The sequence below is a fragment of the Enterococcus sp. LX10 genome, from assembly GCF_023539285.1.
Lineage (GTDB): Bacteria > Bacillota > Bacilli > Lactobacillales > Enterococcaceae > Enterococcus > Enterococcus faecalis.
In genome coordinates this window covers 400,772-416,742 of sequence record NZ_CP092784.1, presented here as the reverse complement: position 1 = coordinate 416,742, position 15,971 = coordinate 400,772, and the positions used below count along the sequence as shown (strand labels likewise).

Annotated in this window: 13 protein-coding genes; 2 read left to right on the top strand and 11 right to left on the bottom strand. The window is 38.9% G+C overall.

Annotation, left to right across the window (positions count from 1 at the left end; translation table 11 throughout):
• Positions 1–37 precede the first annotated feature (37 nt).
• The 5 genes from MKZ30_RS02080 to MKZ30_RS02060 form a co-directional block, all read right to left on the bottom strand.
• Entirely contained in the window at positions 38–982 is a 945-nt protein-coding gene (locus MKZ30_RS02080) for a 3'-5' exoribonuclease YhaM family protein (RefSeq protein WP_033600735.1), read from the bottom strand.
• Positions 979–3,690, bottom strand: a complete 2,712-nt coding sequence (locus MKZ30_RS02075) for an ATP-binding protein (protein WP_033600736.1) — start codon at positions 3,688–3,690, stop codon at positions 979–981. The genes MKZ30_RS02080 and MKZ30_RS02075 overlap by 4 nt, the downstream gene beginning before the upstream one ends.
• Positions 3,687–4,922, bottom strand: coding sequence for a DNA repair exonuclease (locus MKZ30_RS02070; protein ID WP_010816324.1), 1,236 nt, complete (start codon positions 4,920–4,922; stop codon positions 3,687–3,689). The genes MKZ30_RS02075 and MKZ30_RS02070 overlap by 4 nt, the downstream gene beginning before the upstream one ends.
• A 155-nt stretch (positions 4,923–5,077) precedes the next feature.
• Positions 5,078–5,419 carry a YlbF/YmcA family competence regulator gene (locus tag MKZ30_RS02065; protein WP_002355518.1) on the bottom strand — a complete coding sequence of 114 codons (342 nt, stop codon included), beginning with the start codon at positions 5,417–5,419 and terminating at the stop codon, positions 5,078–5,080.
• A gap of 62 nt (positions 5,420–5,481) precedes the next feature.
• The gene (locus MKZ30_RS02060) at positions 5,482–7,668 is read right to left on the bottom strand and encodes a PBP1A family penicillin-binding protein (RefSeq protein ID WP_033600737.1); all 2,187 of its coding nucleotides are present in this window, start codon (positions 7,666–7,668) and stop codon (positions 5,482–5,484) included.
• A gap of 342 nt (positions 7,669–8,010) precedes the next feature.
• On the opposite strand from MKZ30_RS02060, the gene MKZ30_RS02055 reads away from it, so the two are divergent.
• Complete coding sequence (locus MKZ30_RS02055) at positions 8,011–8,874, top strand: RluA family pseudouridine synthase (protein ID WP_010827153.1); 864 nt, start codon at positions 8,011–8,013, stop codon at positions 8,872–8,874.
• A gap of 123 nt (positions 8,875–8,997) precedes the next feature.
• Here MKZ30_RS02055 and MKZ30_RS02050 read toward each other — a convergent pair whose 3' ends face one another.
• From MKZ30_RS02050 to MKZ30_RS02030, 5 genes are all read right to left on the bottom strand, one after another.
• Complete coding sequence (locus MKZ30_RS02050; protein WP_033600739.1) at positions 8,998–9,552, bottom strand: GNAT family N-acetyltransferase; 555 nt, start codon at positions 9,550–9,552, stop codon at positions 8,998–9,000.
• A gap of 23 nt (positions 9,553–9,575) precedes the next feature.
• Positions 9,576–11,084, bottom strand: coding sequence for a phosphohexomutase domain-containing protein (locus MKZ30_RS02045; protein WP_033600740.1), 1,509 nt, complete (start codon positions 11,082–11,084; stop codon positions 9,576–9,578).
• A gap of 33 nt (positions 11,085–11,117) precedes the next feature.
• Entirely contained in the window at positions 11,118–11,573 is a 456-nt protein-coding gene (gene argR / locus MKZ30_RS02040; RefSeq protein ID WP_002355509.1) for an arginine repressor, read from the bottom strand.
• Positions 11,574–11,714: 141 nt separating this feature from the next.
• Positions 11,715–13,232, bottom strand: coding sequence for an ABC transporter permease/substrate-binding protein (locus MKZ30_RS02035; protein WP_002419969.1), 1,518 nt, complete (start codon positions 13,230–13,232; stop codon positions 11,715–11,717).
• Positions 13,233–14,186, bottom strand: coding sequence for an ABC transporter ATP-binding protein (locus MKZ30_RS02030; protein ID WP_002366153.1), 954 nt, complete (start codon positions 14,184–14,186; stop codon positions 13,233–13,235).
• 235 nt (positions 14,187–14,421) lie between these two features.
• On the opposite strand from MKZ30_RS02030, the gene MKZ30_RS02025 reads away from it, so the two are divergent.
• The gene (locus tag MKZ30_RS02025; protein WP_010816321.1) at positions 14,422–15,441 is read left to right on the top strand and encodes an acyltransferase family protein; all 1,020 of its coding nucleotides are present in this window, start codon (positions 14,422–14,424) and stop codon (positions 15,439–15,441) included.
• Positions 15,442–15,623: 182 nt separating this feature from the next.
• Here the strand turns inward: MKZ30_RS02025 and MKZ30_RS02020 are convergent, their stop codons facing one another.
• Complete coding sequence (locus tag MKZ30_RS02020; RefSeq protein WP_033600770.1) at positions 15,624–15,857, bottom strand: hypothetical protein; 234 nt, start codon at positions 15,855–15,857, stop codon at positions 15,624–15,626.
• Positions 15,858–15,971: the final 114 nt, after the last annotated feature.

The following is a 15,971-nucleotide window of genomic DNA, read 5'->3' as shown; positions in this document are numbered from 1 at the left end:
ATAAAAAAGAGAGTGGTCGATTGACCACTCCCTTTTTTTATTTATCTTTTGGAACATAGAAACTGCGGTTATCTAAACCAAAGATTCGTTCCGTATACTCCCCAGGCTGTGTTTGACGAATGGCCCCTAGCATCATTTGAATGGACGCATCCATGGTATCAATTTGATGTAAGATTTCCGCTTCCATAATTCTTGGTCGCACAGGTGAGCCATATTCCAACAATCCATGGTGGGCTAAGACCATGTGCCGAAGAACGACAACGTCTTCTTCTCGATCATCAATTTTTAAAGCCAAACACGCCTTGGTAATTTCCTCATCCACCAAAATTAAATGACCAATTAAGTTCCCTGCCACCGTATATTCTGTCGTAATAGCGCCAGATAACTCTAAAACTTTTCCTAAGTCATGTAAAATAATCCCCGCGTATAATAGTGACGTGTTAATTTCAGGATATTCCTTAGCAATTGCTTTGCCTAGGCGCAACATTGAGACAGTGTGGTAAGCTAAGCCATTCGCAAAAGCATGATGGTTCCGTTTGGCTGCAGGAAATTCATAAAATTCTTGTTGGTATTTCGACATGAGATAGCGCACAATACGATTCCAATGAGCATTGGTAATCTCAAAAATTACTTGATTGATTTCCTCGACCATCTCTTCTTTTTTCAAAGGCGCTCGTTCCATATATAAACTTGGCTGGCTTGGTTCCTCTGCTGTCGCTAAACGCATGTGTAAAATTTTTACTTGGGGTTTGTTTTGATAAACTTCTCGTTTCCCATTCAGTAAAACAACGTTTCCCGCAGTAAATCGTGTAATTTCATCCTCAGAGGCGTCCCAATATTTTCCGTCAATCGTACCAGATGTGTCTTGAAAGGTAAAGGCAATAAACTTTTTCCCATTTTTAGCTACACGCACATCGGCATTTTTAATTAGAACAAATGATTCAAAAAGTTCTTCTACTGTTAATTCACGTAATTTTTTCACTTGACGCTTCCTCCTTCTAACGCAATTACTCTTTGTTGTAAGTCCTGATAATAGCTTACCATTTCTTGGTCAGAAGAAAAACAAATGACTTGCTGTTTTTGACCAAACTTAGTAAATAATTCAGCTAATTGGGCTTTTCTTTGATGATCATAGTGTAACCAGCCATCATCAATGATAATTGGACAAATCAGTTGCTCGCCTTGGACTGCTAAAAAAGCAAAACGAACAGCCATCATCAATTGATCTTTAGTGCCAGTTGATAATTCATGTAAATAAAACATTTCTTGCTCTTTCGTCACCGCAACTAGTTGACCTTCGGCTACTTGGATTGATTGATAACGCTGATTTGTTAAAAGTGCAAAGTAGCTTGATGCATACTGTAATAAGCTGGGCAATTGTTGTTCCGAAAGCTCTGTTAATAGGTCCATTAACAGTTGTCCCGCTAGTTGATACCCAGACCAACGTTGAGCTAGTTCTTTGATTTCCGCTTTTAAAATTGCTTGTCGTTGATACAACTCATCTAAGGTACCATCCGTCATTAATTGTTGTTTTTCATAAATCAACGCTTGATACTGTTCTTGTATTTTATTTAACTGACTTTCTTCCAGTGCTTGTTGCTGCGCCAGTTGTAAAGAACGGTCTTTTAACGTTGCCTCTGTTACCGCTTCTGGAAACAGATTGCCTAATTGTGTCGCTAATTCTTGCCCACGACCAACTTGAGCTTGCTGAGTCGTCAGCTGTTGAATCCTCATTGGAACATCAGCGATTGATAGAATCCGATAACGAATTAGTAAAGGCTGAATTCGTGTTAACGCTTCTTGCTGTTTAGTTTTCAACTCTCGTAACTGCTGTTTGAGATAGCCATCTGCTTGATACTCCTGAGCAAAGCGAACTTTCTCCATTTCTTCAGCAAATCCTTCTAAAAAGTGTAACTTTTCGGAAAGGCTCTTTCCTTGTAAGGGTAACTGCGTCATCAATGGGAAGACTTGTTCTTCAAATACTTGGCGTTTTTGTTGATTTTCCTTCAATTGACTCATGAGTTCTTCATTTGTTTGAACAAGCAATAAATAGCGCGTAATCAATTCCCGCTGATTCATTAAAGTATCAATTTGTTGCATTTTTCCTAATTGATGGACTTGGGCTTGCTCCGCTACTGCTTGTTCAAGTTGTTCCACTTTCAGTTGTGCCTCACGTTCTTGATTCAGCGCTTGTTGGAACTGTTCATTTAAATAATCTAGTTGCGAAAGTTTCGTCTGCCATTCTTCTTTCACTTCATCTGAGGACGCTTCTTTTCTAGTGGCGTAGCCAATCACTTCTTTTGCGATAAGACTAACTCCCACGAGAACTAGGCCCCATTTTAAAGGGCTCGGCAAAAAGAAACCCAGTAATGCAAGGATACTTCCTAGCAATAACCAAAGTGGTTGACTTGTTTTCTGCGCTTTTTGGGCACGCGTCGCTTCACCAAAAAATGCAGCGTGCTCTTTTTCAAAGTCCGTTAACTGGTCTTCCAGATTTTCAATTTGAGAAGCCAAGAATGCTTTTTGTTCTTGGCCTTTTTGAAGAGCTTGCGTATACGCAACTTGTTGTTGGCGCCACTTTTGAACGGTTTCGTTGTCATAAAAAAGCTGTGGTGGTCGTTCAGGCGACCATGACCATTCGTTCTCTAAAAGGACCATTTCTTGACGATTTTGATCAAAGGTTTGGGTCATCCATTCCGATTCCGTCATCAATTGTTGCATATCATAACGTTGATTCAACAATTGTTGAATTAATGCTTCTTGTTCTAGGTAAAAAGCATAGCCTTCTGGAACATCGAGCGCTTCTGACTGAAGAGATAACTCTTTGCTCAAACGTTGTCGTTCTTTGTCTAGGTACATATATTCTTGAAAGGTTTCTTCTAATTGCACTTGGTCTTCTTTTACTAAAACAACGTTCTCTGTTTCTTCAGGCAGCGACTGCCATTCTTCGTACAAGGGAAAGTGACGTTGCTGTTCCGCAACCTGTAACAAGCCCTGTTGCGTTTCTTTTAATTGCTGTTGCAGTGTCACTCGCTGTTGTTCTGTTTCGCGAATCGTTTCTTCTAATTGTTGAAAAGTTTGTTGCTGCGCTTCTTTCTCTTGAATTTGCTCTTTTAGTTCTTGATAAGCCGCCAACTTCTGATTGAGTAATGGCTGCTGTCCTTTACCTTTAAAGATTTTTTGTGCTTCTTTAAAGTACGCATTTCGGTAAGTCAAAAGTTGTTGACTACCAGAAACACCAATGGCTAACAAGGATGTTTGCAGTTCCTCTTCTGTCAACTTGTCACTCGTAATTAATTGTTCTTGTTGGAAAGTAAAAACCTCTTGAAATAACTTTTTCGTTAGCGGATGTAACATTTGCTGTAAGGTTTTTTCATCCCCCATTTGTTGTTGATAATAAATGATTGCTTGCCCTTTATTTTTTTCTTTAAAACGCTCGACTTGAACTTCCCCAAACACAGGATGTTCCAACCACAAACGACCACCATAGGAACCACCATTTTTAGGTGCGTAATCGCGTTTTCTTTTGCCCTTTGTGGGAAAACCAAACAGCATTGCTTGAATGAATTGATACAATGTGGACTTGCCAACTTCATTTGCGCCGTACAGCAATTGATTACCAGATTCAAATGTAATTTTCTGTTGTTGCCATTTTCCAAAGCCCACAATCTCTACTGCGAGTAATTTCATAGTGGGTCCTCCTGAATAGTAAAGTCTTCATTAATTTGCTCATGTGCTAGGTCCAAGCTCTCTAATCGCCACTGCTCATCCATTGAAAAAATTCCAGCAAATTCTGGATAACGTAACAATTCCTTGGTGGTATCTTCAAAAATAACTGGATCTAAGTATGTTTTTTCTAATGCCGTTAATAAGTTGGGACTAGCGGCTAAATAGATCGGTTCTTTCGTTGGTTCCTCTGCTTGCAATATTAGACGATAAACAAAAAAATCACCTTGCGTTTTTTGTAAAAGCTGCTGCTGTAAGTAGCTTAATAGTTCGCCGTTGACAATGGCTTGCACCACGGTCACATCCAAATGTTGCGTTTCTTTCAGTGTCAACGCCATCAATTGCTGTTGCTGATGCGCATGCCACTTCGTCAGCAAACTGGTTTCAAGATAAGACAAAACGCTTTGGGTGTCACGGCATTGCGCCAGAGATATTTCTTCATTCGTCCAATCTATTTCTGCGACTTTTTCAAATTGAACAGTCGCTTGATTTTGGGAAAGTGTGACCACTGCAACTCCTTGTAAAGACTGTTCTTTTTTCGTGTGCCCTTGAGGTGTTCCAGGATAAACAATTAGCGGTTGTTCACTAACAATTTGCGGTTGATGAATGTGTCCCAATGCCCAATAATTATAGCCAGTGGCTTTTAAATCCTTCCATGTAAACGGAGCATAATTTTGTTGCGCTTTCCGGCTGGTGTCTCCATGATAAATCCCAATATGAATGTCAGATTCTGCTTGTTTGATAGGAAATTCTAGTGCTTTATTTTCATCAATCCAGGGATGCTCATAACTAAACCCTGAAACAGCCACTTGTTCGCCCGCTTTCGTTTCAAAATACAGTGTCTCAACCATTTCTTTTTCAAATAAAAAGACATTGTCCGGAAAAGAAAACCAATAACGGTCTTTTTTATAGTAATCATGATTCCCAAATGTTAGAATCACAGGGATTTCTGCTTGTTTCAACTGTTCTAATGCGGCCATCAATTGGGCTTGCATTGAAATAGAGGTCTGACTTTGATGAAACGTATCTCCTGCAAAAATAACCAAGTCCACCGCTTCTCGAATGGCAACTGTTACGATGTTCATTAACAATTGTTGATTAGCTTCTCTTAAGCGCTTCGCTAAGGCTGTCGGGATCCCAGTTAACCCTTCAAAAGACCGATCCATGTGTAAATCAGCTGTATGCAATAGTTTCATCGTTTCCCCTCCTTTTCTCCTTCCTTTATCATATCATTTTCTGCCAGCTTGGTCAGTAAAAACATACGAAAATTTGTTCGTTTTTTTATTTTCAGTAAAAGAAAAACTCTGACAAATTGTCTTATAGACAACTTGTCAGAGTTCAATTACGTAAATTAATCGTTATACATATCACGCACAGGAGTCATGATAATTCGGTTTAAATCATTGACAACTAAGCTAAACGCTTGTTCTTTTTGCATTAATTCGTTGATAACTGCTGTTTCTTGCACTTTCGTTGCAATGCTTTGTGCTTTTTCAGCATCTTCATCCGTGAATTCTTCGCCGCGCATTTGTTTTTCTTGTAGTCCTTGTTGGAATCCTTGGAATTCTTTAAACAATGTGTAAGCTGCTTCGTCTGCTTTTACTTCTTCATACGCTGCTTGTAATGCTTTAAATTCGTCTAACTCACGTAGTTCACGTTCAATCTGATTGGCTGTATCATAAATGTTACTCAATGGAATCCCTCTTTTCTCAATAGTTTCATCTTTATTGTACCATTTCTCTTAGGTTTTCCCAACTAATTTCCTAATAAGCCTCCGAAAATTCCTTCAATCTTGTCTTTGACTTTTTTCGCGCCGTCTTTAATTTGTCCCCCAACTTCATTCAATGTATCTCCGAAATTGCTAGCGCCGTCTTGAACAGAATTTCCAAAGTCTTTCAAGTTATCCCGCCAATTAGAATTGGCACCACCAGTTAAACTATCGTTGCTATCAACAACTTTCCCACCTGTGGCATAAGCATCCGCGACAGGAAATTGTGCTTGTTTGACTTGTGGCAAGATGCCACTGGCTTGACTGTTGAACACCTGTGAGGCATACGTAGCGCTACTGCCTTCCAAATAATGGGTTTTACTGGTTTCTTGAAAGCCTAACCAAGTAGCAATGACAACTTCTGGTGTATAACCAATCACCCACTGATCGTTCGTTTTACTACTATCGAAGTTGGTTTCTGTCGTACCTGTTTTACCAGCCATTACGTAGCCTGCTGGTTGTGCGTTGACCCCGCTCCCAGAACTAAAGACCCCTAGTAACATACTTGTAATCCCGTCTGCAACATCTTTGGTAATGACTTGTTCTTTCTTGACTTTAGTATTATCAACTACAATTGCGCCAGTTGAGTCGACGATTTTTGTAATTAAATGCGTTTCAGTTTTATAGCCTTCATTGGCAAAGGCACTATAAGCTCCCGCCATAGTTAGTGGCGAAACACCCGTTTGTAATCCTCCAAGGGCTAAACCATAGTACCGATCTTTTTCTGATAACGGAATGCCAAATTTCTCTGTTTTTTCATAGCCTTTATCTAAACCAATTTGATGTAATAACCATACCGCTGGTAAATTTAAGCTTTCTCCTAAGGCTTGGTACATAGGAACTTCTCCACTGTACGTGCGGCTATAGTTTTGCGCTGGATAATAATCTTGTGGTTTATCTTCTAAAACAGAGTCTGGTTTATAGCCAGCCTCTAAAGCTGGTGTATAGACAGAAATTGGTTTTAAGGACGAGCCTGGTGAACGTTTTGTTTGCGTTGCAAAGTTAAAGCCTCGATAAACGTGTTCCCCTCGACCGCCCACCAGTGCTTGCACGCCGCCGGTTTTCGGATCAATGGCTACAGAACCACTCTGAACCATGGCACCATCTTCTGCATTGGGTGGAAATAGTGCATCATTTTTATAAGTTGCATCCATCGCATCTTGATACCCCTGATTTAAAGAAGTGTAAATCTTGTATCCTTTATTTAAAATATCTTCTTCTTTAAATTTATAACGATTGACCGCTTCATCAATTACCGCATCAAAATAATATGGATATTTGTAACTATTTTCGTCGCCAACATAGGTGTCATTTAATAGACTCGCTAAGTTAACACTCGCTTCTTGATTGGCTTCTTCTTGAGATAGTTTTTTATTGTCGACCATTAGTTGTAAAACGGTATTCCGTCGCGTTGTGGCATTGTCAATGTAATCAATTGGGTTATAGATTCCTGGCCCTTTTAACATACCTGCTAGCGTTGCGGCTTCCCCCACTGTCACTTGGGATGCATCCACGCCAAAGTATTTACGAGCTGCATCTTGCACGCCCCAGACACCATTACCAAAATAAGAATTATTTAAATACATTGCCAAGATATCTTTTTTCGAATATTTCTTTTCGATTTCAATCGCCAAGAATAATTCTCTGGCTTTCCTATCTAACGTTTGCTCTTGCGTTAAGTAAGCATTTTTGGCTAATTGCTGCGTAATTGTACTTCCGCCACCACCGCCACCGATTTTCCCGAAGGTCAATTTTCCAACAACCGCACGGGCAATCCCTTTGATGGAATACCCTTTATGTTGATAAAACGCGCGATCTTCAGTTGAAATAACCGCATCTTGAATATAAGGAGAAATATTATCCAGTTCCACAAAAGTCCCTTTTTGCCCGAATAATTTTCCGACTTCCTCTCCTGATTCGTCATAAACGCGTGTTGATTCACTTAGCCCCGATTTTAGGGTCTCAACGTTTGCGGACTTGGCTAAGTAAAATAAATAAATACTGGCACCTAAAGCGACTACCAAACCAATTAACAAGAAAATTTTATTGATTTGATACTTTTTCCAAATCCGCTTTCTGGCTTGATGGAATTGTATTAAATAAGGCTTTATCCACGTCCAAAAATGACGTAATCCGACACCGACTTTACTAAAAAATTGTTTAAGATTATCCATAGTACTCCCTCTGTTTACGTTTCTTGGCTAAGTCTACCATATTCTTGCAGGTACGGCCTAGGTCTAAAGCATGAAAAATTCTTGAAAAACAATTTCAATGGTCTTTTCGCTGTAGCAAAGGAAATATGGCCTTCACTAGAGGTAAATAATTGCTTACACTTAGAAACGAGTCTTTATTTAGCCTCTATTCTATCATGCTTTTCTTCGTTTTTTATGTAAATTTGTTTAAGAATCTCTCAAGGAACTGCCTTTCTAACAAATTTCAGCTTTTTTTCCGTTCTGACTTGACCTTTTGAGCAGCTTTGTTACACTAAATAGCGAATCAGTGAAAGGTGGGATTTGGTGGAATATTCAATGAGATTACCTGAAAATTTTTCAACAATGACTGTAAAAGAACTATTAGAAAATGAGTGGCTAGTCCCTCGAAAAGTGCGCCATTTTTTACGCACGCGAAAAAATGTCAAAATCAACGGAGAAACAGCTGCTTTTCATTTTCCAGTCCAAGCTGGCGATTGTGTCACCTTAACGTTTGAAGAAACCGATTATGTGCGTCCCACTATTCATTTGGGTGACGCAACGCGTGTGAAGGTTTTATATGAAGACGAACATTTAATGATTGTAAATAAACCTTATGGCATTAAAACCCATCCAAATCAGCCACAGGAAACAAACACCTTGTTAAATCATGTTGCTGCCTATTTAGCTGAGAAAAATCAGGTCCCTTATGTCGTTCATCGATTAGATAAAGAAACCAGTGGTGCGATTGTCTTTGCTAAAAATCCTTTTGTCTTACCTATTTTAGGGCGTTTATTAGAAACAAAACAAATTTACCGTCAATATCAAGCGATTGCGGCTGGTCACTTTAACCAAAAAGAACAGACAATCAATCAGCCGATTGGTCGTGATCGGCATGATCGCCGGAAACGACGGATTGATCCTCAAAAAGGGGATTCAGCGATTACACATGTCCAAGTGGTCAAAGCTCTTTCTAATAATCAAACCGCAGTTACCTGTGTTTTAGAAACAGGTCGGACGCACCAAATTCGGGTCCATTTAGCTAGCGAAGGGCATCCAATTATTGGTGATCCGTTATACAACCCAAAATCGCAGGCAGCTCGTTTAATGCTCCATGCTTCACAACTTCATTTACTCCATCCGTTTACAAAAAAACAAATCGTTGTGACTGCAGCGCCTGGCCTATGGTAAAAAAACAGAAGAAATCGGACGGTAACCGCCGATTTCTTCTGTTTTTTTATTTTACCGCACATTCACTGCTGAGAATGGCATATCTGCGTTTGCTCAGTGTCTTGGTGTTAAACAGTTCCTGAGCTAACTCTCAGCCTTAATCATTTGTAGCCACTCTTTTTGTAAAATTCCGTAATTGTAGATATCTAGCCATTGGCCATCTTGAAATAACGCTTCTCTATCAATTCCTTCTTTTTTGAAGCCTACTTTTTCATAAACATGAATCGCTTTTTGATTGTTACTATTGACAGCTAATCTGATTTTGTGCAAACCCAATTCATAAAAAGCAAATTTACAAATTAAAGACACCGCCTCAAAGCCATATCCTTGACCTCGTTGCTCTTTTTGTAAAATAGCAATCCCTAAATTGGCCCCTCTATTTTTCAACTGTATATCAGACAACGAGACCCAACCAATAAATTTCTCTGTCGTATTTTCTAAAATAGCAAATAGAAATCGATCATCTTCTCCTTTATTAATCGTGAAATCTTTCCATTCTTCAAGCCCCCACGGATGTAAAGCATCCCAGCTCAAATGCCGAAGCAATTCATTATCCCATTGCTGTTTTGCAATATGTTCGATATATTCTTCTCTAAAATGAGAAAAGCCAATGTGTTTTCCTTTTAAGACATTTTCCATAAGAACACCTTTAATTTCTTAGATTATTTTTCTATTTGCTGACTATCTATTTCCTCGTATTTTTGTAAAAAAGTGGCAATTTTTTCGATGACACACGCATTTTTATCGCTTTGGTCATTCTCTACCTGAAGAACAAGCAACGGTTCATGCAGACTTAAGCGTAGTAAAAACCAACCACTGCCATATTGACCAGACACGTTTCCCCGAACACCTTCTTGGTTTTCACGGTCCACAGCAAAGTCTGCTTGATTTTCTACAAACAATTCAAAGTCTCGCAAGACTTGTTGCCCATAACAAGTAACATTCTCCTCAGTAATTTTAAAGCGAAATTCGTTGGTTTCTGCTGGTTGCTTCAATGTAGCAATTAGATCACCTAACGTTTGATTGTTTTGTTTCAATTCTGGTAACAACATTAAAATTTTCGCCACGACATATGCACCATCATCCAGATTGTAGTTTTCTTGAAATGCTGCATGACCACTGGTTTCGATGGCTAACGGTGTCTGAAAGCCCCCATGATTCAATTCAATCATTTTATTAATGACATTTCGGTAACCAGAAATATAACGAATCTGTTGGCCGCCTTTTTCTTCAATAAATGTTTTTAAATGACTTGAGGTTGGCGAATTTGTCACAATATAACTACCAGGCGCTTCTTTTAAAACGATTGCCGCTAAAACAGCAATTAAATTATTTCGGTTTAGTACCTCACCTGATTGGTCCACCACAGCCGAACGATCTACATCTGTATCAAAAATAATGCCCAAATCTGCTTGATTAGCTAAAACAGCCGTTTGAATACTTTTCATTGCTTCAGAATTATCTGGATTAGGTACATGATTAGGAAAATGCCCATCTGGTTCTAAAAACTGTGATCCCGTCGTATCAGCGCCCAAAACTTGAAGAACCTGCTCCGCAAAGAAGCCCCCAGCCCCATTACCCGCATCAACGATAATTCGAAAGCCCTGTAAAGGTTTCTCTTCGGGCGAATGAATTCCTTGGCGGATTTTTGCCACCAAATGCTCCGCATAAATTGGCAGTAACTCTTGCTTCATCAGTGTGCCATTTTCATTGGCTGTCAGCGGATCAGTATGAGATAAAATATACCGAATATCTTCTTTCTCTGCTCCACCTTCTGCTGTGAAGAACTTCAAGCCATTAAAATAGTAAGGCAAATGGCTAGCTGTAATCATAATCGCCGCATCACATTGAAGCGTTGGAAATTGAGTAGCCATAAACATAGCAGGCGTCGTAGCTAAACCAACGTCAATCACCTGAATACCTAATGAAAGAAACGTATCTACTAATGCTTGCTTAATCGGCTCCGCCGTTAGACGACTATCATGTCCTATTGCAATTGTCAGGCGCTGTTGTGCCTTTCGTGGCAGCTGTTTTTTGTCCTGTAACCAACGAACCACGCCCACCGCAATCTCGGCTACTGCTGTTACGGTTAATGTTGCAGTTTGTTCTTCCGTATCCAAAGCAATTCCCCGAATATCCGAACCATTTTGTAGCGCTTTCAATTCTACCAAGAAAAAAACTCCCTTCTATTGATGCTTTCAATTTTAAAAAATCATATTTTCGATGCGTTCGATAAAGTGTTCCGCATCCTCTTCTGAACGTGTAATCACAATAATCGTATCCGCACCAGCCACTGTACCCGCCACTTCCGGATAAGCTACTTCATCTAAAAAGTTACTCACCACATCGGCATTTCCCATCTCTGTATGCAAGATGACAATAAATTGTACTCGCTCCATTCGAACAACTGAATCTTTCACTGATTCTCGTAATTTCTCTTCACTGCTTGTGCCTTGTGCTTGAGAAAAAATTGCATATTTGACACGACCATCTGCACCATGTGTTTTAACAATACTCATTTCACGGATATCTCTTGAAACAGTCGCTTGAGTGGCTCGGACGCCAAGTTCTTCCAAACGAGTGATTAATTCATCTTGTGTTTCAATTTCTTGTTGCATAATTAATTGTTTAATCAAACGTTGACGTTCTGCTTTTTTCATATAGACCACTCCTCTCCATTCATTTCTTTTATTATATCCAAAAATGAGTAAAAATACAGGTACTTTTCACATTAAACTCTTTATTTATCTGAAAAAGACTGGATAAATGTTTATATACCAGTCTTTTTCAGTAAAAAATACTTATTTAAGAAGATTCTTTTCTTTTAAATAGTCTTTCGCCACTATGCTAGGATCTTGCCCTTCCACATTGACTTGATAATTCATTTCACTCATTTCTTCTTCGCTAATTTTTCCTGCCAATTTATTCAATATTTCTGCTAATTCTGGATATTTTTCCAACGTTGCTGTTTTAATAAGTGGTGCTCCTTGATAAGGCGGAAATAGCGCTTGATCATCTTCTAACGTTACTAAATCGTATTGTCTCAATTCACTATCCGTTGAATAGGCATCAATCACATTTACCTCACCATTATTAATCGCTTGATAGCGTAGCGCCGGTTCCATCGATTGAACATTCAGATTTAAATGATATTTTTCTTGTAATCCCTTATAACCATCTTGCCGATCAATAAATTCTAACGTAAAACCTGCTCTCAACTGATTGCTAATTTTCTGTAAATCACTAATCGTTTTTAATTGATGCGCTTTTGCAAATGAGCGCTTAACTGCGACGGCATACGTATTTTCATAGCGCATCGGTTTCAGCAAAGTAAGGTTTTCTTGTTTTTTCAAGCCAGCGCGTGCCGCTTCATAGACTACTTGAGGTTGATTGTCTAGCTGAGGAGGATTTTTTAAAAAGGTCTCGATCACTGTTCCTGTAAATTCTGGATAAAGATCGATTTCATCTGATTTCAAGGCATTATATAAAAAAGTAGTCTTGCCAAAGTTTGGCTTTAACGTCACCTGAATGTCGCTATTTTCTTCAATTAAGGCTTTATACATATTAATAATAATATCTGGTTCCGCTCCTAATTTGCCAGCAATTGTCAGCTGTTTTTCCTTTGAAGAAGTTTGTTGATTCCAGAAAAATGAACTACCTAACAAAAGGCCTAAAATAGTACCGCCAATGATTAGTCGCCGCCCATTCGCTTTTTCCAACCAATGAATTCCATAATTAAACAAGACTGCTAGTGCAGCCGATGAAAGGGCTCCAATAAAAATCAACGATAAATTATTTCGATCAATTCCTAATAAAATGAAGGTCCCTAAACCACCTGCTCCAATTAACGCCGCCAACGTGGCCGTACCAATAATTAAAACGGTAGCCGTTCGAATCCCAGAAATAATAAATGGTAACGCCATTTGTAACTCAAACTTAAACAATTTTTCTTTTTTACTCATACCAAATGCTTCTGCGGCTTCTTCTAACGAGGGATCAATTTCCGTCAAACCAGTATAGGTGTTTTGTAAAATTGGGAATAAGGCATAAATCACTAGCGCAACAATTGCCGGTGGTCGACCAATACCAATTAACGGAATCAATAAGCCTAGCAAAGCTAAAGAAGGGATTGTTTGGAAAATCCCAGTCACTTGTAACAGACTTTCCGCTAACTTGCGATGACTCGTTAAATAAATGGCTAAAGGAATTGCAATCAACGCAGCGAATAATAACGAAATAAAGGACAATTGCATATGCTCGATTAACGCTTGCAGATATTCTTCTTTTCGAGCGAAAAAAGTTTCAATCAGTGCTTGCATCTACTGTTCCTCGCTTTCCAACAGCTGTTCCATAAAACGAGTAATCGTTTTTGAGGTGATACACCCTAAAACTTGTTGTTTTTCTACTAAATTTGCTTTCTCTTGCGCATTAATGAGTTGGACAATCTCTTTTAAATTGGTTTCCATGAAAACAGTCGGCACTGGCTCAATCGTCTCATCTGCGGCTTCTAAAAATGCAGTCAAGTCAGCGCCACAATAGTTCGCTAGTTCTGGCGAAGATTGTTTAAAAAATTGACCGACAAAATTATTTTTCGGATGTTTTTGAATGGCTTCTGGCGTATCAACTTGAATAATTTTACCAGCGTCCATAATACAGATGCGCTCTCCTAACAGTAAAGCTTCAGTCATATCATGGGTCACAAAAACAATGGTACTCGCTAATTCCTGATGAAGTTCTTTCACCAAACGTTGAAGATGATGTCTTGAAATCGGATCTAGCGCGCTAAAAGGTTCATCCATTAAAATCACTTCTGGTTCGGCTGCAATGGCGCGTAAAATCCCGATACGTTGTTGTTCGCCTCCTGAAAGCGCTGCTGGCTTACGATGCAGATATTCCTCAGGATCCAGCTGAACTTTTTTCAATAGTTCAATGGTTCGCTCTCTGCGTTGCTCTTTGGGCCATTTTTTCATTTCAGGAATCAACTCAATATTTTCCGCCACGGTTAAGTTAGGAAATAAGGCAATTTGCTGAAGAACATAGCCAATTTTTAGTCGTAATTCACGTAAAGGATAATTGGTTACCGCTTGTTCATTGAGAGCCACTTCACCTGTCGTTGGCTCAATGAGCCGATTAATCATTTTCAAAGTCGTCGTTTTTCCACTACCACTCGGCCCTACTAATACAAAAAATTCGCCTTGTTGGATTGTTAAATTCACATCAGACAAAACGGCATTTTCTTGATATACTTTTGAAACATTTTGAAATTTTATCATTTATTTTCACCGCATCTTTCACTTCTTAATAAACAAAATCTTTGGAGGATCGTCACTCTTTCAGTATAATTTAAGACTAACATCCTGCCTAATTTTTTGTTTTAAGCGCAAGTATGTGGGGCTCATTTAACGGCTGCCGGTTCGTATCTACAATTATCTACTCAATGAATGGAAAAATTGTCCTCTTCTGCCTTAAACAAAAGTGAACTGTTTTCTACTAAAAGGAGTGATCGTTATGGAAAACGACAAGCGAATTTATAAATGGGACAACGTGAAACTTTTTTTAATTTTCTTAGTGATTTTTGGGCATATTTTAGATCGTGAAGCTTCTCCTTCACGACTCATGGAAACGATCAACTTTTGGATCTATTCATTCCATATGCCAGCCTTTATTTTTGTCTCTGGACTCTTCAGTAAACATGCCATTAAACAACGAAAATATCTCCGTTTACTTTCCTTTGTTTGGCTTTATCTCTTAGCGAAGTTGTTGATTACGCTTGCTAATTTCGCCTTTGCAAATAAAATGAATTTTGATTTACTGAACGAAACGGGCGTTCCTTGGTACTTACTTTCCTTAGCAAGTTTCTACTTAATTACCATCTTTCTTCAGCGCGTTCAGCCGAAAATCATGTTGCCAATTATCGTTGTTATCGGCTGCGCCTCAGGCTATTTACCTGTGGAAGGTTTCTTGTCTTTAGGACGGACTCTGGGCTTCTTCCCTTTCTTCTATTGTGGCTACTTAATGGATATTCAAAAGCTGCAAACCTTTTTAGATCATCGCAAAGTCAAATGGGCAGCGATAGGTGTAATTTTAAGCTCCTTTTTATTTGTAAATAGTCAATGGTCATTGGCAACGAAATTTTGGGGCTTCTTAACTGGTTGGGCTTCCTACGCTGAAATTAGTCCGGCCTTTGAATACAGTAGTTTCATTCAGCTGTTCTTTTACGTTGCTGCAGCATTGGTGTCTCTTTCTTGGTTTGCATTATTGCCGAAACGAAAGTTACCTTTAAGCGCCCTAGGAAAAGATACCCTTTACCCTTATCTCTTGCATATGCCCTTAATTATTCTGTTGGAAAGTGGTTTACAATTAGACACACTCTTTAAAGAATGGTTTACTTTCCGAATCCTGGCACTTTTCTTCTTAGCCCTCTTCATTTTAGCTATTACGAATATGCCTGTGGTGAAACGGGGAGCGGATTATCTTTTTAATCCAATTGCATATGTGTTGCCAAAACAATGGTTAAAAGTTAAATAAAAAAAGAAGAGCGTGGGACAAAAATCACTTTGGATTTTTGCTCCACGCTCAAAAACTGTTAAACGGCGAGAGTTGCAATGTTTCACTGTGAAGCATGAACAGATGAAATCATCGTACCTACTTGGTTCTTGGAGCTAAACACTTTTGTCTCAGCCTCCACTTTTATCTCAGATTTTTTCCAACTATTGAAACAATCCTTTAATTTTATCAAACAAACCATCGGTCGTTGTATCAGCTAACATCGCTGTAATTTTATGATAGTGTTCGCCTAATTCATCTTTATGTTCTTCAATGAATTGTTGCGCATGTTCCACGTTGCCTTCTCCAATTAAATCTTTTGCTTTTTGAACTAATTCTTCTACGTTCATCTTCACACGTCCTTTGATTAAATAGTTAACAATAAGTGTTCCACTCATTGCGTTTTCTCCTATTTATCGTATCGTGGGATCCCTTGATTTGCAAGAAATTTTCAGTAAATTAACGGTTCTGATTTTGGGTTTTTAAAAGGCAAAAATTGCAAAAAAAGCTGT